Here is an 18,055-nt window from a genome sequence, read left to right on the forward strand (position 1 = left end):
GGCGCAGATGCTGCTAACCGCCATCCACGCGGAGCATGGCGGGCGAAGCAGGGCAGGGCGGATGGAGCAGGCATGATACGGTTCGATGTCGTGATCGTCGGTGGCGGCCATGCCGGCGCGCAGGCGGCGATCGCGCTGCGGCAGGCGAAGGTGACGGGTTCGATCGCGATTGTCGGCGAGGAGGCCGAGCCGCCCTACGAACGCCCGCCGCTGTCGAAGGAGTATCTCGCGGGCGAGAAGCCGTTCGAGCGGATGCTGCTGCGGCCGGTCGAGAAATGGGCCGACCTCGGCGTGACGCTGCTGACCGGCCGACGGGTGATCGCGGTCGACCCCGCAGCGCACACCGTCAGCACCGGCGACGGCGAGACGCTCGCTTATGGCGACCTCGTCTGGGCGGCGGGCGGCCATCCCCGCCGCCTGACCTGCACCGGCCATGATCTGACCGGTGTCCATAGCGTCCGGACGCGCGCCGATGTCGACCGGATGATCGCCGAACTGCCGGATACGCGGCAGGTAGCGGTGATCGGCGGTGGCTATATCGGACTGGAGGCAGCGGCCGTCCTCACCAGACTGGGCAAGAAGGTTACCGTGCTGGAGGCGCAGGACCGTGTGCTCGCGCGCGTCGCCGGCGAGCCGCTGTCGCGCTTCTACGAAGCGGAACATCGCGCGCGCGGTGTCGTCGTCCGCCTCGGTGTGACGGTCGAGTGTATCGAGGCGCGCGACGGGCGCGCGTGCGGCGTACGGCTTGCCGGCGGAGCGATCGTGTCCGCCGAGATGGTGATCGTCGGCATCGGCATCGTGCCCGCGGTCGAACCCTTGCTGCGCGTCGGCGCTGCGGGCGGGAACGGCGTCGCGGTCGACGGCCATTGTCGGACCAGTCTGCCGCATATCTACGCGATCGGCGATTGCGCGCTGCATGCCAACGTCTTCGCCGACGCCGCCTCTATCCGCCTGGAGTCGGTGCAGAACGCCAACGATCAGGCGGCGGTCGCGGCGAAGACGATCGCGGGCATCGAGGCGCCGGGTAATGCCGCGGTGCCATGGTTCTGGTCGAACCAATATGACCTGCGTCTCCAGACGGTCGGGCTGTCGATCGGGCATGACACCGCGATCGTCCGCGGCGATCCGGCGGAGCGCAGTTTCTCCCTGGTGTATCTGAAAGCCGGGCGCGTGATCGCGCTTGATTGCGTCAACGCGACGCGTGACTTCGTCCAGGGCAGGGCGCTGGTGGCCGGTGGCGTCGTGGCGGACCCGGCGCTGCTCGGCGATGTGTCCGTTCCGCTCAAGTCGCTCGCGGAGTAGCAGGAGCGAGCGGCCGCACCGCTCACGTCCGGCTTCCGGCGCCATCGAGCCAGTGATCGTCAACTCGCCCGGCGATCGCGCCTCGCGAGCAGCGAGGTTGCGCTACCGCGCGTGACATGCCGGCCTGACAGTCGGAAGCGGTGTTGCCGGCGCGGCGTGCCGCCCTCTTACAACATTCTGGCGCTAATCAGAAATTTGTCAGGCCGAGGCGGCTTGACAGGTAAGACAGCTTGGTCGAGGTAGCGCTATCAATTCGGTCGATCGGTCGATCCGTCGGGTGCGCGTCAGCGCGGTCCGCGGGATCGCCGGGGAAGCCAATGAGCGTCCGGAAACGGGCGCCGGAACGACATGGGCGCGCTCACGAAGAAGCGGTGCCCAAGGGAGAGGAACAACCAATGAAGAGCCGTGATTTCGCTCGCGCCACCCGTACGCTGCTGCTCAGTGCAACCGTCCTCGGCGCTGCCACTTCGTCCGTGGCCTCGGCGCAGGCGGTTCCGCCCACCGCGACGCAGGCGCCCGCAGATGGCCAGGACAATGGCCCCGCGACCGCGCCGATCCCGCAGACGGATTCCACCCAGGGGGCGCCGGGCGAAGACATCGTCGTCACCGGCTATCGCTCGTCACTGGCCAAGTCGACCGAGTCCAAGCGCGCCTCGACCGGCTTCACCGATTCGATCTTTGCCGAGGACATCGGCAAGTTCCCAGACACCAACATCGCCGAGTCGTTCAACCGCATCCCCGGCATCACGATCACGCGCGACGTCACCGGCGAAGGCACGAACGTCGCGATCCGCGGGCTCGGCTCGAACTTCACCAACGTCACGCTGAACGGCGCGACGATCGCGGTCGCGTCATCGGGGTCGACCGACGCGCAGGGCACCGACCGTTCGGTCGACCTCAGCTTCTTCCCGACCGACCTGTTCACGAAGCTGACCGTCAACAAGAGCTATACCGCCGACCTGCTCGAAGGTGGTGCGGCCGGTAACATCGATCTGCGCTCGGCGCGGCCGTTCGATCGCCAGACGGGATTCCTGGCCTATAACATCCAGGGCACCAAGCAGTCGCCCGAGGACCGGATCGGCGCGCGCGGCTCGCTGATCGGCAGCTGGCGCAGCGAAACGTTCGGCATCCTTGCCGGCGTGTCGGCGCAGCGGCTGTTCACCGACACGCGCGGGTTCGAGACGATCGGTTATACCAACCCGGCGCTCACCGCCGCGCAGTGCGGCGCGACCTCGGGCTGCAACACCACCGGCGGCGGCAACTGGACGATCCCGGCGACGGTGCCGGTTGGCGCCGGAGCCGGGCTGGTCGCCGGCACGACGATCGATCAGGCCTTCCTGCTCGCCAACAATCCCGGCGCGACGATCCAGCAGATCGACAACGGGCTGCTCCCGCGCCTCGGCCGCTCCACCAGCATCCGCGGTCCGCGCGATCGCTTCAATGCGATCGTCAGCGCCGAATGGCAGCCGACCGACACGCTGCATTTCTACATCGACGGCCTGTACGGCTATAAGAAGAACGAGCTGATCCGCGAGAACATGGCGTGGATCGTCCGCAACGGCGCAGCGATCCCGACCAATCTCACCTTCGACAAATCGGATTGCAGCGCGGGCTGCACCGTCACCGGCGGCACCTTTGCCAACGTCCAGTTCTTCAACGAATATCGGCCCTACATCGAGACCACCAAGCTGGTCAGCGTCAATCCGGGCGGCGAGTGGGAGATTTCCGACCGCCTGAAGCTGACGCTGCAGGGCAATTACGCGCGCTCGACCTTCCACCGCGAGAACCCGACCGTCGGCATGACCACGCCGCTCGGCGTCGGCAACACCGTCACTTTCGCCAGCGATGGCGGCGTTCCGACGATCACCAGCGGGCTGGACCTCAACGATCCCAACAACTTCGGCTGGTACACCGGCAGCCGCGTCGGCGTGAACGACGAACGTCGCGTCAACGAGAACAAGGGCTTCCGTGGCGACGTGATGTGGGGCGACAAGTCGCTCAACCTGCGCGTCGGCGGCTCCTATGACGACGTGTCGCGCCGGATCAGGAGCTTCGACGCGTCGCAGCAATGGCAGAACGCGGTCTGCGGCAACAATCCCAGCGCGTTTGTGCCGTCGCCGAACAGCCAGCCGCCGTGCGAAGGGCTGAACGCCCCCGGTGCGGCCCCGACCGGCTATCCGACCTATCCGGGGCTCGGCACCGGCTACAGCGCTGGCACCGCGACCCCGCTGACCTATGGCGGCTCGCTCGTCCCCAACAGCGCCGCGCCGACCTATCTGAAGCCCGGCCCGGCCGGCTTCGTGACGGTCGACTTCCCGGCGTTCGCTGCGGCGACCAACTATGATTTCTACCACGACAATGCGGCCGAGAGCGGTTCGTCGACGACGGGGGCGAGCGGTGGTTTGATCCGCGAGGTCAACAAGGGCCTGTTCGCGACCGTCAGCGGTGCGCATGAACTCGGTGAGAACATGCTGCGGTTCAACGTCGGCGTGCGCTGGGTCAACACGATCCAGACGATCTCGGGTCGCGTCTCCGTCCCCGATCCGCGCAACACCACGGCAAGTGGTGCCAGCTTGCCGGACGGCAGCCGTTATCCCAACATCGTCACCATCGCCGATACGCGCAACGTCTATTCAGAATGGCTGCCGGCGGCGACCTTCGCCTATGACGTCGGCGAACATGCCGTCGTGCGCGTCGCGGGCTCGCGGACGATGACGCGCCCCGATCCGTCGGCGCAGTTGCCGGGCGTCAACTTCAGCGCTCCCTCGGCGGATCAGGCCGGGATCGGCAACCCGGCGCTCGCGCCGTATCTGTCGACCAACCTCGATCTCGGCTTCGAATATTATACCGGGCGTGAGGGCGTGGTCAGCTTCAACGCGTTCCGCAAGTCGATCGAGGGGTTCACCACCACCGCGATCAACACGGTGCCGTTCTCGAACCTCGCGCAATACGGCATCACCTACGACACGCTGAACCCGACCCAGCAGATCGCGCTCAACTCGCGCGGCGGGCCGACCGCGGCGCAGGTGCAGGTGACCTCGCAGGTCAACGTCGCCAACAAGCTGACGATCAACGGCCTCGAATTCCAGTGGGTGCAGCCGCTCGACTTCCTGACCCGTGCGATCGGCGTGACCGGCTTTGGCTTCAACGCCAATGCCACGATCGTCGACCAGCGCAGCGATGGCCCGGCGGTGGCGTTCGGCGTCTCGCCGTTCACGTACAACATCACCGGCTATTACGAGAAGAACGGCGTGATGCTCCGCGTTGCGACGACCTCGCGGCAGGGATCGCAGAACAGCGGTGCGGCGCAGAACGGCATCCCGGCCGCGGCGCTGTACGGGACCGACTATACGACCTACGATTTCTCGTCGTCGTTCGATCTCGACAAGCTGCTCGGCATTCCGAACGCGCCGCAGCTGACGTTCAACATCGCCAACTTCACCGACGCCACGCTGCGCTCGTACTTCCAGTTCGAGAACGCAACCTTCACGCAGTACAAGCCCGGTCGCCAGTTCCTGATCGGCCTGCGCGGGACGTTCTAGGAGCTTGTCGGTCAACCCTGAACCGTCGTCCCGGACTTGATCCGGGACCCCGCTTCTTCGCCACTGAAGTGGAAAGCGGGACCCCGGATCAAGGCTCTACTGAGCTTGTCGAAGTATCCGGGGTGACGAACGAGGAAGATAGTCGATACGAACAGTCAGGAACATTCGATTATGAGCGCGATTGACGATGCGGTCTCGCGGCGCGCGATACTGTCCGCCGCCGGCTTCAGCGCGATGCTGGCCACCATGCCCGCACATGCGGCAACGGCGGGTGGCGATGGAGAGACGCTCGACCCACGCACCGCCTTCCCGCTGATTCAGGGGAGCCGCGTCGCCACCGTCGTCGTCGATCGCGAGGCGGACAGCGCGGTCCAGCGCGTCGCCACCAGCCTTGCGAACGACCTCGCCCGCGTCGCCGGTACGCGCGCGAAGCCTATCCCACAGCAGGTCGACGGCGTCAGCGGACCGGTCGTCCTGATCGGCGTGCTCGGCCAAAGCAAGGCAATCGACGCGCTGGTCGCCGCCGGCAAGATTGCCGCAGACGATCTGCGCGGCGAATGGGAGGCGTTCCGCCAGATCGTTGTCGAACGGCCGTGGCCCAACGTGCCGCGCGCGCTGGTGATCGTCGGTGCGGACCGGCGCGGCGCGGTGTTCGGCAGCTATGACGTGTCGGAACGGATCGGTGTCTCGCCGTGGCACTGGTTCGCCGACGTGCCGGTCGCTCGCCGCAAGGAGGTGCTGTTCCCCGCCGGCTCGCGCAGCGACCAGCCGAAGGTCCGCTATCGTGGCTTCTTCATCAACGACGAGGACCCGTGCCTGAAGGGCTGGGCGACGAAGAAGTTCGGCGGCGTCAATTCCGCGATGTACGCGCACGTCTTCGAGCTGCTGCTGCGCATGAAGGGCAATTATCTGTGGCCCGCAATGTGGGGCAAGGCGTTCGCCGACGACGATCCGAAGAGCATGGTGCTGGCCGACGCGATGGGCGTGGTGATGGGCAATTCGCATCATGAACCGATGCTGCGCGCGCAGGCCGAATGGCATCGCCACAAGGAAGACCCCACGCGCGGCGGCGCGTGGGATTATACGAAGAACACCGCCAATCTGCGCACCTTCTGGCGCGGCGGCATCGAACGCATGATGTCGAAGGGCGACGGCACGGGCTATGAGTCGGTCGTCACCGTCGGGATGCGCGGCGACGGCGACGAGGCGATGGCGGAGGGCACCGCGACCGAATTGCTCGAACGCGTCGTCGCCGACCAGCGCGCGATCATCGCCGAGGTCACGCACCGCCCCGCCAGCGAGACGCCGCAGGTCTGGGCGCTCTACAAGGAAGTGCAGGATTATTACGACAAGGGCATGAAGGTGCCTGACGACGTCACCTTGCTGTTCTCGGACGACAATTGGGGGCAGATCCGTCGCCTGCCCAATGCCGGCGCCGCACCGCGCACGGGCGGCTACGGCATCTATTATCACTTCGACTACGTCGGGGTGCCGCGCAACTACAAATGGATCAACACCAACCAGATCGAAAAGGTCTGGCAGCAGATGGACCTCGCCTATCGCGGCGGGGTGCAGACGATGTGGATCGTCAATGTCGGCGACATCAAGCCGATGGAATATCCGCTCGGCTTCTTCCTCAAGATGGCGTGGAACCCGGAGGCGATGACCCCGCAGGCGCTCGCCGACTATCCACGTGCGTGGGCAACGGCGACGTTCGGTGCGGCGCAGGCCGAGGCGATCGGCGCGATCGTCACCGACTACAGCCGCTATGCCGCGCGGCGGAAGCCCGAGCTGATCGACCAGAACAGCTTCCCGCTGGGCGGCGTCACCGCGACCGAACTGGACGGCGGCGTGTTCGGCGCGCTGGTCGCCGAATGGGACGATCTGGAGCGGCGGATGCTTGCGGCGCGCGCGATGCTCCCGCCTGCATCCCGTGACGCCTATTTCCAGCTTGTCGAGCATCCGGTCGCCGCGATGGCGAATTTGTACCGGTTATTTTACGCCGCGGCGTGGAACCAGCGGCTCACCGGCAGCAACGATCCGCGCGCCAATTACTTCGCCGACCAGGTCGAGGCGACCTTCCGCCGCGACGCCGAACTGACCCGACAATACCACGAAATCAACGGTGGCAAGTGGGACGGGATGATGGCGCAGGTCCATATGAGCTACGTCACCTGGAACGACCCGACGCAGCAATCCATGCCCAGCATCACCCGCGTCGCCGCCGACACACCAATCTCCGAGCGCAACCGCCTGCCACGCTTCGCGAAACCGCCGGCGGGCCGCGCGAGCGAGGTCACCGTTGAGGCGATCGCTTTCACTCGTGCCCATGGAGCAAAAGGGCTACGCTGGACTGCGATCCCGCATCTCGGGCGAACGCGCGGCGCGATGGTCGCACTGCCGCAGGGACGACCCGCCACGACCGCCGAGGATCAGGTGGCGCTCGACTATGATGTGACGCTCGCCGCTGGCGGAGAGGCGCAGCTCACGCTCGATCTGGCGCCGTCGCTCGACACCACCGGCGGCAAGGGCGTGCGGGTCGCAGTGGCGTTCGACGATGGCCCGGTCCGACTGCTTCAGGCGCGGCTCGAGGCGACTGGTGGCGCGCAGGACACGCCGGCTAAACAGGCGTGGGCGGCGGCGGTGAGCGACAATGTCGTGCGGCTCTCGGTGGATCTCGGCCGGGTCGTCGCCGGCCGGCATACGATCAGGGTGTTGCGGATCGACGACAATGTCGTGCTGGAACGGCTGATCATCCGCACCTGATCGCGCGCCCGATCAGCGCCGGTCGAGCCCGATCCGCGCACCGATGTAGAAGAACCGGCCCAGCGGCGAGATCGGCACATTGGTGCCATAGGCCGCCGGGTCAGGCTTCTGGTCGGTCAGATTGGTAACGCCGCCGTAGAAGCCGAACCCGTCCGGGACCTGATAGGCGATTTGCAGATCGTGCTGCCACAGGGGCGCGAAACGCAGATAGTCCGCGGCGGCGATGTCGGGATTGGCAGCGGTCTCGTTACGGGTGAAGGCACGCATCGCGTTGAACCAGCGCAGATTGTAGTTAACCGACACGCGGTTCAGCGTCCAGGTTGGCGCGAAGTTCGCGTTCCACTGCGGCGCGCCGGGCGTGTCCAGAATGTTGGTCTGCGGCGCCCCCGGGATCGCGACGAACGCCAACCGGTTGAGATAGCCGCCGATCAGTCGCACATCGAACGTCCCGACGCGGGCGGTGGCGAGACGATAATCGAGATTGAGGTCGAGCCCGGCCGTGCGATAGTTCGCGACATTCTGCGGCGAAACCGTGAAGCCGTTGAGCCGGCCGGTGCCGCTGGCGCGCGTGTAGGAATCGCAGAAAGCGTTATCGAGCGTCGGCTGGTCGACGCACAGGTTGATGAGGTCGTTGGCCTGGACGGTGTTGATCGCGTCCTTCAGCAAAATGTCGTACCAGTCGGCGGACAGCGTCAGGCCGGGGACGAAGCGCGGGCGCAGCACGACGCCGGCCGTCCAGGTCCGCGCACGTTCGGGGCGCAGCGCCAGGTTGCCTTGCGAGACGCCATTGATGACGAAGCCGGTGTCGCTCTCGCCGAGCAGTGTCGTCCGCCCGGCTGCGGTGAGCTGCGCGCGGCAATTGGCTTCGCGATACTGGGTGCCGTTGCCGACCGAGCGCGTGGTGCAGGGATCGTCGAGGAAGCCCTGCGACGTGCTACGTGGCTGGAACAGCTCACCGATATTAGGTGCGCGCACCGCTTGCCCGTAGGAGCCACGGAATGAGATATCGTAGATCGGTGCGTAGATGCCGGTGAACTGCCAGGTCTCGGTCTTCCCGACCGTCGAATAATGCGAGTAGCGTCCAGCAGCACCGACCGACAGCAGCTCCGCGAACGGCCGGTCGCGGACGATCGGTACGTTTAGCTCGCCGAACGCCTCCCACACCTCGAAACTGCCGCGGCTCGGCAGGACGACCGCCGGCTCGTCCGTGCCGAAATAGGCACCGGCGACGAGATTGGCGTTGGGGTCGAAGCGGCTGCTGTCCTTGCGATATTCGCCGCCGAACGAAAACTGCACGGGCCCGCCCGGCAAGTGGAAGAGCTGGCCGAAGTCGCCGCTGACCGAGGCGCTGGCGACCTGCTGCTCGATCCGCGCATAGCTGCGGTCATTGCGCTGGAAATAGCCGAGCTGCGCATCGCCGGTCGGGCCGGCGCCGAACGGATTGATCGGCCGACAGCCATTCGACGGATCGGTGAGCGTCGAGCGACACACGACCGAACCGCCGGGGCCGGCGACCGCGTCGAGTGCTTGCAGATACGGCGCGGCCAGTCTGCTGCCCAGCCGGGTAATCTGCACGTCGGTGCGGCCAAATTGGTAATAGCCATCATAGGTCGCGTGATCGCTCAGCCGCCCGGAGGCGGCGATCACGCCGCGATACGTCTCGCGCAGGTCGCGCTCGCCCAGCCGCCCGAAGTCGATGTTGTGGCGGTTGAAGAACAGCCCGTCGGCGCCCGCCGTTGCCGCCGCGGTGCGGATCGATGCCGGCACGAATGGATTGTCGAGTGCGATCGGCAGATAATAGGTCTCGGGGTACTGGCCGAACGTCGTCGCCTCGGTACGCACATATTTGGCGTCGATCGACAGCTTGAACGCGTCCGACACCGCGAACGAAGACAACAGGTTGACGGCGTGGCGCTCGATGCCGGGCGTCAGATCGCCCTGATAGAAGCCGGGGACGTCGGTGCTGACCCCGCCCTGCCAGTAATAAGCGATCGGGCGCCCCGGATCGTAGGGGCGGCCGAGCCCGTCGAAACTGGGGTTGGACTCACCACCGACGAAGATCGCGCCGAGCGGCGACACGTAGGTGTAATGCAGGTCGCCAGCGAGGATCTGGTCGGGAGCGCGCGGATCGTCGGGCTGGTCGGCGGGGTTGGGGACCAGGAACTTCCGCCGGCCCTGCCGAAGGTATTTGCGGGCCTCGTAGGAAATGCGGGACTCGCCGCTGTATTCGTAGGCGAGCGTCACGTTGGCGCGGCCATCGGCGAAATTGCGGCCGGCCAGCAGCGAGGCGAAGCGGGTCGCGCCATCGCCATATTGCGAAACGCCCATCTGGGCTCGGGCGGCGACGCCGTCGAAATCGCGGCGCAGTACGAAATTGACCACACCGGTCACACCGTCCGCGCCGTAGATCGCCGAAACCGCGCCGGTCAGCACGTCGACCCGGCTGATGAGGTCGACCGGGATCGCGTTGATGTCGACCGCGGCGTTGCTCGCCTCCGCCGCGACATGGCGACGACCATCGACCAACGTCAGCGTCCTGTTAACACCGAGATTACGCAAATTCAGCTGGTTGAGCCCGGCCTGACCGAACTGCGCGTTTGAAACCGCATCACCGCCACCGGCACGCGTGCTATCGCGCGAATTGACCAACGCAGGAACGCGCACCAGGAAATTGGTCACGTTGACGTTGCCTGACTCGCGGATGGCCTCGGCGTCGCTCGAGATGATCGGATTGGGAGCCTCGTAATCGGGGCGCCGAATGCGGGATCCGGTGACCACGATGTCGTCGGACGCGGGTGCCTCCGCATCGCTCGTCGTTGGCGTGGTTGGGGCCGTTTGCGCAAGCGCAGCCATCACCAGCAGCGGTTGGGCGAGCATTGTCGTACATGTCAGCAATGTGCGGATCGTGGTGGTCGGCATGTCCTCGCCCCTCTGTCCGGAGCGGGCGGTTCGGATATCCGCACTTGTTCTCCAGCGTTCGGCACTTGTTCCATGATTTGCCTTCGTAGGCAACTTCAAGTAATAACACGAATTAATTAACCCGTTGATGTATGTTCGTCGGGATGGCGACGATGCGGCAGACACAAATGGCCCGGGGGTGGGGCGGCCGAAGCTACTGGTCGCCTTCAGCCACCACTGTCACAAGCCGTGTGATGAACGACGGAAAAGAGCTGGACTGGACGCGCCGCATGGCGCTGCGTGCGGCGTCGGCCGGAAGCGCGGCGTTGCTGCTCCCCGGCTGTCTCTCGCGGCGCGATCCGTCCGCCTTGACGTTCTGGGCGACCGGCTACGAGGGCGATTATGCGCCGCACCTGATGACCGCGTTTACCGCGCACACCGGCATTGCGGTCGAGACGCAGTCCTTGCCCGGCACCGCGGCGCACGAAAAGTATCTCACCGCGCAAGCCGGCGGCACGCTTCCGGACGTGATGATGCTCCCGTCCGGCTGGGTCGGCGAGTTTGCGATGATCGGGGCGATCGCACCGCTGCCGGACCTGGCCTTAGCCGGAGACACTTTTCCCGGCGTGGTGCCACCATTGACGGTGGCCGGTGTGCCGTACGCCATTCCATGGTCGGTCGGGAGCCAAGCGCAGTTCTTCCGGCGCGATCTGCTCGCCGAGGTCGGCTATGATGAAGCGCCGCTCAGCTGGGATGGCTGGCGTGACCTGGGTGCGCGGCTGAAGCGCCGCCATCCTGACCGTTATGCGGTGCTGATGTTCCTCAACTGGTGGGACACGTTGATCACCTTTGCAGGCCAGACCGGCGCCTATCCGCTCCGCGACCGCGACACCCGCGGCAACTTTCGGACCCCGGCCTATCGCGAAGCGCTTGCCTTCTACGTGTCTTTATTCGCGGACGGCTTTGCGCCGCCGGTGGCGTCGAACGAGGTGCAGGACCCGTTGGCGGCGTTCGCGCAAGGGTGGTTCGCGATCTATCCAAGCGGTCCGAACCTGCTCACCGATCTCCACCGTCGCACCGCCGAGATCGCGCCCGAACGGTGGGGCGTGGCTCGGATGCCGGGACCGAACGGCCCGGGCCCGGTCTCCGCGATCAACAACAGCATCGCGGTCGCGGCACACACGCGGCGCCCCGACGATGCATGGCGGCTCGCCCGTCACGTCACCTCTGCGGAAAGCGAATTGCGGTTCCAGCACATGATCGGCGTCCTGCCGGCACGGCGCAGCGCCTGGCGCGACCCGCAGCTGGCCGATCCGGTGCTGCGGCCGTTCGCCGATCAGATCGAGCAGCCGGCGCGGCAGCCGGTCATCGTCGAGTGGGAGCGGATCCGGCTGGAGGTGCAGATCGTCGCCGAGCGTGTCGTCCGCGGCGGGCTGACGATCGACGAGGGGCTGGCAGCGATGGATGCACGTGTCGATGCGCTGCTGGCGCAGCGCCGCCGGCTGGTCGCAACGGGAAGGATCACATGACCCGGCAGGAGCGCACTGCCTGGACGTTCGCGGCGCCGGTGCTGGTGGCGATTGCGCTGGTCTTTGTGCTGCCGACCTTGTTGGCGCTGGGATTGAGCGTCACCGACTACAGCATCTACGCATTGGCGGATTGGTCAAATCTGCGCTTCGTTGGGTTCGGCAACTTTACCGACCTGCTGACGACCCCCTTATTCTGGCGAGCGTTGCGCAACACCGCGCTCTTCGCGCTGCTCGGCGTCCCGCTGGCGATCGGTGCGTCGCTGTTCACCGCGTTGCTGCTCAACGATGCGACGGTACGCTGGAAGCCGTTCTGGCGGCTGGCGCTGTTCGCCCCCTATGTCACCGGGATCGTTGCCACCGCCGTGGTCTGGAGGTTCCTGCTGAACACGCGTTTCGGGTTGCTGAACCGAGGACTGGCGGCGCTCGGCATCGCCCCGGTCGACTGGCTGGGTGACCCGCGCTGGTCAATCCCCGCGATCCTGCTCTTCGTGACCTGGAAGGTTTTCGGCTACAACATGATCGTCTTCACCGCCGCGCTCGCCGCCGTGCCACAGGACCTGATGGAGGCGGCGCGGCTCGACGGGGCGGATGCCTGGGGGCGCTTTCGTCACGTCACCTTGCCGGCGATCGGGCCGACGCTGTTGCTCGCCGCCGTGCTCAGCGTCGCGGGCTTCCTGCAATTGTTCGCGGAACCCTATGTCATGACGCTGGGCGGGCCGTCGCAGTCGACGGTCACGGTGCTGTACTTCATGTTCGACGAAGGCTTCAAATGGTGGAACCTCGGCCAGGCGTCGGCGGTGGCGTTCGTGCTCTTGATCCTGATCCTCGCGGTGACCTGGGTGCAGGCGCGGATCGGGCGGCGGTACGAATGGCTGTGACCCCGCGGCGGATGCGCGCAATCGTGCTCAACGCGCTGGTGGCAATCGTCACCTTCGTCACGCTGGTGCCCTTCGCATGGATGGTGACGGTGTCGTTCATGCCTCGCTACGATTCCAGCCGTATCCCGCCGCCGTTCTGGCCGCGCCGCTGGACGCTGGAGAATTACCACGAACTTCTAGTGCGCCGGCAATATGACGGCGCGTGGTTCGACTATCGCATCCTGCCGGCGCTGGGGAACAGCCTGATCATCGCGGCCGCGTCGACACTCCTCGGGCTGCTGCTGACGGTGCCGGCCGGCTACGCCTTTGCCAAGTTGCGCTTCCGCGGGCGCGAGCGGCTGCTGCGGGTGCTGATCGCCAGTCTGGTCGTACCGGGGCAGGTGGCAATGCTGCCGCTGTTCCTGATCTGTCGCGCGCTGGGACTGGTCGACAGCTATGCCGGGGTGATCCTGCCAAGCCTTGCCGGGGTGTTTGCGGTGCTGTTCGTCCGTCAGGCGACGCTTGGCATCCCCGACGAGATGATCGACGCCGCGCGGCTGGACGGGGCGGGGGAAATGCGGATCTTCACCTCGATCGTGCTGCCGCTACTGGCGCCGATCACCGTCACGCTGGCGCTGTTCATGTTCCTGGGGAGCTGGAACGACTTCCTGTGGCCGTTGATCGTGCTGTCGGATCAGCACCATTATACGCTGCCGGTGGCGGTGGCGGCGATCTCCCGCGAACATGCCGCCGATGGCGAGTTGATGATGGCCGCCGCGATGGTCACGACGGCGCCGGTCCTGCTGCTGTTCCTCGCGCTGCAGCGCTATTACATCGGTGGATTGCTGGGCGGGAGCATCAAAGGCTAGCGGCGATGCGTGGCAGCGCATGGCCGTCGCCCGCGAACACGTGCACCCGCGCCGGCGCGATCCCGAAGCGCAGCGTCTCGCCCAGCGTCACTCGCCGATCGCCCGGCAGCTGCGCGACGATCGTCGTCTCCAGCCCTGGCGCACCGAGATGCGCGAATGACAGCGGGCCGAGCCGTTCGAACAGCTCGACCGCGCCGGCGAAGGCGCCGCACTCATCGGGGACGAGATGCTCGGGTCTTGCGCCCAGCGTCACTGGCGCGCCCGGCCGCGCGCGCACGGCCGCGTCAACGACCGCACCGCCCGTCACCCGTACCGTGGCACCACGCGCGTCGACACGCACGACCTCACCCGACAGCAAATTCATCCCCGGCGAGCCAATCGCGCGCGCTACCGCCAGCGTCTCCGGCGCATCGTAGAGCGCGAGCGGCGCGCCGACCTGCTCGACCCGGCCGGCGTTCATCACCACGATGCGATTGGCAAGCGTCATCGCTTCCAGCTGGTCGTGCGTGACATAGATCATCGTCGCCCCCAACGCGGCGTGGAGGCGCGCAAATTCATGCCGCATCCGGACGCGCAGCTCGGCATCGAGGTTGGACAGCGGCTCATCGAGCAGCAGGACGCGCGGCTCGCGCACGATCGCACGCGCGATTGACACGCGCTGCCGCTGCCCGCCCGACAGCGCGCGGGGGCGACTTGAGAGTAGCCCAACGAGGTCGAGCGTCTCCGCCACCGCGGCCACGCGCCTCGCGATTTCCGACCGGGGCCGTCCGGCGACGCGCAGCGGGAAGGCGATGTTTTCGGCGACTGTCAGGTGCGGGTAGAGCGCGTAGGATTGAAAGACCATTGCCAGCCCGCGCTCGGCAGGCGCCACATTGGTCACGTCGCGCGCGTCGATCAGCACGCGGCCGCGCGTCGGCTCATCAAGGCCGGCGATGAGGCGGAGCAGTGTCGACTTGCCGCAGCCGGACGGTCCGACGATGGCGACGAACTCGCCGTCTAGGATCGACAGGTCGGTGGCGGCAAGGACATCGGTCGCACCGAATCGCTTGCTCAGGCCCTGGGTCTCGACACTCGCCACGCATCACCTCTGGCACGCTCCTTCGCGGGAGGGCGGCAGAAGCGCAAGAGGAACAGGTGCTTGCAATACGAACGCTGCAAAGGCGACCGGTCGGCACCGGGCAGCGCCCGATGACGACCGGTCCGGTCTCGATCAGAAGTTAAAGCTGGCGCCCGCGCTGAAGCTGCGGCCGACGAGCCCGGCGTAATGCCAGCTGACGAGATAGTTGGGGTTGCTCGTATACGCCCCCGATGCGAGCGGAGCGCGCGCATTGGTCAGGTTCTGAACGTTGAAGAAGAAGCGGAATTGATCGTTGACCCGCAGCGCGGCGTTCAGGTCCACATAGATGAACGGCCGGATGTAGCATTGCTTGTTGGGGTCGGTTCCCTTGACGATCGGCGCCAGCGTGTTCTTGCACGACAGGTCGATCACGTTGTCGACCGCGGTTATCCGGTCCGCCGCCACCTGCTTGATGCGACCGACATAATAAGTGGTGGCGGTGAGCGAGAAATTGCCCGCGTCCACCGAATTCTGCCAGTTGCCGCGGATGCGCGGGGTCCCGCCACCCGACGACAGCTGATACGGCCCGAGCGTACCGGCATATTTCTGGACCACGCCGTCCGGCGTCACCAGATCGAGGCGCAGCACGCGGGTCACGTCGAGCCGGCTGGTCAGGCGCGTGCCGTTGGCGATCCGGCCGCTGGCAGTCGCCTGCACGTCGATCCCCGAGCTGAGCTGATAATTGGCGTTGACGTAAGGGACGTCGAACACCAGCAGCCGCGGCAAGGCGTTCGGGTTCGACGGATCGGGCGCGTCGATGATGTTGCAACGATTGCCTTCGCCGACCTTGGCGAGCGCCGCGCAGCCATCCGCGGCATTCGTCGCCCCGTAATAGGCATCGATGGCGGCCGAGCGGCGCGGTCCGCTGACGATCAGGTTCGACTTCTTGATGTTGTAATAGTCGGCGGTCAGGTTGAACCAGCGCGTCGGGTTCAGGATCATGCCCGCCGTGAAGCTGCGCGAGACTTCCGGAAGGATGGCCGGATTGCCGGTCGAACCGCTGCCGATATTGTACGTGCCGCTATACGCCGTGTTCCCCGGGTGCGCGGCGATGAAGCTGCGGGGCGGGATGAACGACGAATAGCCGGCGTAGCTGCTCGCCGGATTGTTCTCGGCGAACGTCGGCGCGCGGAAGCCCTGCGAATAGGTCGCGCGCAACGACGCGAACGACGCCGGGGAGAACTTCATCCCGACCTTGGGCGAGAAATGGCCGTAACCCTGCGAATAATGATCGTAGCGCCCGGACACGTTGAGGTCGAACTGCTCGGCCAGCGGCGCGTCGATCTCGAAGAACCCCGCCGTGACGGTCTGTTGACCCTGCGCCGACGACGTGTTGAGGCCGTAATAGCTCAGATCGGCATTCGCATTGCGGTTCATCAGCGTTTCGCGGCGCAGCTGGAAACCGGCGCCGACGTTGAGGTCGCCGCCCGGCAGCTCCATCAGCGACTTGAGCAGCGATCCGCCGATCGTCGCGACCGTCGAATAGGAGGGCGTGGTGCGCGCCGGCGAAATCTGGTTGCGCACTGCGGCCGAGTTCTGGCTCGGATCGACGAAGTTATAAGCGCCGGTGTTGATCGCCTTCAGCAAGCCCCGGATGTTGATGAAGCCATATTGCGTCACGCTGAGCTCGTCGCGCGCATAGACACCGTTCAGCCGGAACTTGAAGCCGTTGCCCAGATCGCCCGAGATGCCGGCGGTGGTACGGAAGACGTTGAGCGAGCGCTCGCTGCGCGCGGCGATGTCGCCGAACAGATAATAGATGCGCGCCGCGCCCTGCGTCGGGTTGGCGGCATAGGCGGCCGCATAGGGATTGTTCGGGTTCAGCCGGCGATCGCTCGCCGATACGCAATCGACGCCGGCCGCGCAGACATAGACCGGCAGCACGATCCCGGGGCTGCTCGACGCGAGCGCGGAGGCACCGCCGAACGGCTGCGCCTGGCGGATCCCCTGCGGTGCGCCGGTGATGGTGACGTCGGAATGCGAATAGCTGGCGCTGGCGAAGCCTTCGAGATTGTCGCTCAGCCGTACCGTGAGCCGCGCGGTCGTCGAGTAACGCTGCTGCTCCGGCTGGATCAGATTGTATTCGTCGGGGAGGTTGTGCGCGCAGCCCGTGCCGATCTCCGACCCGCTGGTGAGCGTGAAGGTGCCGTACGGGCAGGAATTCGGGTTGATGAGCTGATATTGATTGGTGAGCGGCGCACCGACCTTTCCGGCCAGCGGATCGTTGAGGTCGGTCTGCGTCACGCGCGTCACCACCGCCTGCGGATTGGGCGTGGTCAGCGAGTCATCGTTGCGGTTGCGATCCAGCAACCCGCTCGGGCGCAGGTCGGTGGTGTTGTACGGATAGCCGCGCGAATGATTGGTGATGAAGCCGTCGTGCGTGTACTCGCCGTTCACATAGAAGTTGAAGCCCTGCGAGGGATAGTCGCCGAACCCGGCGGTCAGCGTGGCGCGATAATGTGCGCCATCGGCCTTGTCGGTCGCGCCGCCCTGTACCGAGCCCTGCACGCCCTGAACGTTCTTCTTGCTGATCAGATTGACCACGCCGCCGATCGCGTCGGCACCATAGGTCGAAGACGCGCCGTCCTTGAGCACCTCGATCCGGTCGACAGTGCTGAACGGGATCGAGTTCAGGTCGACATAGGCGTTGTGACCATCGTCGTTCAGCGGGAAATTGGCCGAGCGAAGGCCGTCGATCAGCACCACTGTTGACGACACGCCGAGTCCACGAAGCGACACCGCCGCGCCGCCCGCCGAGAACCCACTGCGGAAGCCGGTCGAGATCGATCCGGCGCTGTCCGCGGATACGGAGCGGATCGCGTCCTGCGCGGTGGTGATGTTCGCGCGCTCGAGCGTTGCTCCGCTCAGCACCGTGACGGGCGATATCGAGGTGGCGTTGGAGTCACGGAACAGCGTGCCGGTGACGACGACCGTGGGAGCCTCTTCGGCTGCGGTGTCGGCGGTCGGCGCAATTTGCGCGGACGTGGCGGCATCGGCGGGCGCTGCTTCGTTCGCAGTCAGCGACAGCGCCGCCGCGGCCGGAACGAGCTCCTGCGCGTTTGCCGGAGCGACGATCGCGGTGGCCAGTGCCACAGCCGAGATCCCGTTACGCAGCGCGCATGGCGCTGCCTTGATCAACTTCACGACGATTTCCCCTTCTGAACGCAGCGGCGAC

At 66.3% G+C, this 18,055-nt stretch carries 9 protein-coding genes; 6 read left to right on the forward strand and 3 right to left on the reverse strand.

What is annotated here, in order from left to right; translation table 11 throughout:
• Positions 1 to 72 precede the first annotated feature (72 nt).
• The 3 genes from BACI71_RS07470 (at position 73) to BACI71_RS07480 (ending at position 7,610) form a co-directional block, all read left to right on the forward strand.
• A complete protein-coding gene (locus BACI71_RS07470) occupies positions 73 to 1,302 on the forward strand; it encodes an NAD(P)/FAD-dependent oxidoreductase (RefSeq protein WP_159757058.1) in 1,230 nt (409 codons plus the stop codon).
• A gap of 395 nt (positions 1,303 to 1,697) precedes the next feature.
• Positions 1,698 to 4,844 carry a TonB-dependent receptor gene (locus BACI71_RS07475; RefSeq protein ID WP_159757061.1) on the forward strand — a complete coding sequence of 1,049 codons (3,147 nt, stop codon included), beginning with the start codon at positions 1,698 to 1,700 and terminating at the stop codon, positions 4,842 to 4,844.
• A 171-nt stretch (positions 4,845 to 5,015) separates the two neighbouring features.
• Positions 5,016 to 7,610 (forward strand): glycosyl hydrolase 115 family protein, encoded by a 2,595-nt coding sequence (locus BACI71_RS07480; RefSeq protein WP_159757064.1) that lies wholly within the window; start codon positions 5,016 to 5,018, stop codon positions 7,608 to 7,610.
• Positions 7,611 to 7,622: 12 nt separating this feature from the next.
• On the opposite strand, the gene BACI71_RS07485 is transcribed toward BACI71_RS07480, so the two are convergent.
• On the reverse strand, positions 7,623 to 10,529 hold the full coding sequence (locus BACI71_RS07485) for a TonB-dependent receptor plug domain-containing protein (protein WP_236552887.1): 2,907 nt from the start codon (positions 10,527 to 10,529) through the stop codon (positions 7,623 to 7,625).
• Positions 10,530 to 10,762: 233 nt separating this feature from the next.
• On the opposite strand from BACI71_RS07485, the gene BACI71_RS07490 reads away from it, so the two are divergent.
• The 3 genes from BACI71_RS07490 to BACI71_RS07500 are packed head-to-tail and all read left to right on the forward strand — an operon-like array spanning position 10,763 to position 13,763.
• Positions 10,763 to 12,037: an extracellular solute-binding protein gene (locus BACI71_RS07490; RefSeq protein ID WP_159757068.1), complete on the forward strand. Its 1,275-nt coding sequence runs from the start codon at positions 10,763 to 10,765 to the stop codon at positions 12,035 to 12,037.
• A complete protein-coding gene (locus tag BACI71_RS07495; protein WP_159757071.1) occupies positions 12,034 to 12,915 on the forward strand; it encodes a carbohydrate ABC transporter permease in 882 nt (293 codons plus the stop codon). The genes BACI71_RS07490 and BACI71_RS07495 overlap by 4 nt, the downstream gene beginning before the upstream one ends.
• On the forward strand, positions 12,906 to 13,763 hold the full coding sequence (locus BACI71_RS07500) for a carbohydrate ABC transporter permease (RefSeq protein WP_159757074.1): 858 nt from the start codon (positions 12,906 to 12,908) through the stop codon (positions 13,761 to 13,763). Before BACI71_RS07495 ends, BACI71_RS07500 begins: the two co-directional genes overlap by 10 nt.
• Here the strand turns inward: BACI71_RS07500 and BACI71_RS07505 are convergent.
• Both BACI71_RS07505 and BACI71_RS07510 read right to left on the reverse strand, forming a co-directional pair.
• On the reverse strand, positions 13,753 to 14,841 hold the full coding sequence (locus tag BACI71_RS07505) for an ABC transporter ATP-binding protein (RefSeq protein ID WP_159757077.1): 1,089 nt from the start codon (positions 14,839 to 14,841) through the stop codon (positions 13,753 to 13,755). The two genes, BACI71_RS07500 and BACI71_RS07505, sit on opposite strands and share 11 nt — an antisense overlap.
• 132 nt (positions 14,842 to 14,973) lie before the next feature.
• A complete protein-coding gene (locus BACI71_RS07510) occupies positions 14,974 to 18,024 on the reverse strand; it encodes a TonB-dependent receptor domain-containing protein (RefSeq protein ID WP_236552888.1) in 3,051 nt (1,016 codons plus the stop codon).
• Positions 18,025 to 18,055: the final 31 nt, after the last annotated feature.

The sequence above is a fragment of the Sphingomonas sp. 8AM genome (assembly GCF_902506455.1).
Taxonomy (GTDB): domain Bacteria; phylum Pseudomonadota; class Alphaproteobacteria; order Sphingomonadales; family Sphingomonadaceae; genus Sphingomonas.

Bases quoted from the DNA above. Each gene is read 5' to 3' on its own strand.
- BACI71_RS07490 (WP_159757068.1), top strand. From the start codon at position 10,763: ATGAACGACGGAAAAGAGCTGGACTGGACGCGCCGCATGGCGCTGCGT.
- BACI71_RS07480 (WP_159757064.1), top strand. From the start codon at position 5,016: ATGAGCGCGATTGACGATGCGGTCTCGCGGCGCGCGATACTGTCCGCC.
- BACI71_RS07470 (WP_159757058.1), top strand. From the start codon at position 73: ATGATACGGTTCGATGTCGTGATCGTCGGTGGCGGCCATGCCGGCGCG.
- BACI71_RS07500 (WP_159757074.1), top strand. From the start codon at position 12,906: ATGGCTGTGACCCCGCGGCGGATGCGCGCAATCGTGCTCAACGCGCTG.
- BACI71_RS07495 (WP_159757071.1), top strand. From the start codon at position 12,034: ATGACCCGGCAGGAGCGCACTGCCTGGACGTTCGCGGCGCCGGTGCTG.
- BACI71_RS07475 (WP_159757061.1), top strand. From the start codon at position 1,698: ATGAAGAGCCGTGATTTCGCTCGCGCCACCCGTACGCTGCTGCTCAGT.
- BACI71_RS07485 (WP_236552887.1), bottom strand. From the start codon at position 10,529: ATGCCGACCACCACGATCCGCACATTGCTGACATGTACGACAATGCTC.